Source organism: Gilvimarinus sp. 1_MG-2023, assembly GCF_030548285.1.
Genome location: NZ_JAUOSC010001649.1, coordinates 1 through 238 on the forward strand (window position 1 = coordinate 1; position 238 = coordinate 238).

The following is a 238-nucleotide window of genomic DNA, read 5'->3' on the forward strand; positions in this document are numbered from 1 at the left end:
GTGGCCGCGTAGCGCGAAAGGTATGGGGGGTGTGCTCTACCCAAGATTGAGCAAAAGCGGCCGCGTGTTTTGGCGTGATTTGCACGCTGTTATCGGCGTATGTCTCAGCGCGTTCACATTGTTTTTGCTAGTTTCAGGTTTACCCTGGGCGCTGGTATGGGGGGCGGCTTTTAAAGAAGTGCGTCAGTGGGGGGCGGAACCTGTGGTGCAGGACTGGACTCAGACACAAGCCCAAGAA

1 protein-coding gene is annotated in these 238 nt (G+C 56.3%); it reads left to right on the plus strand.

What is annotated here, in order from left to right; all coding sequences use genetic code 11:
- Nucleotides 1-238, plus strand: a 238-nt coding sequence (locus tag Q4563_RS22390; protein WP_303606114.1) for a PepSY domain-containing protein, incomplete at both ends; no start/stop codon positions are given.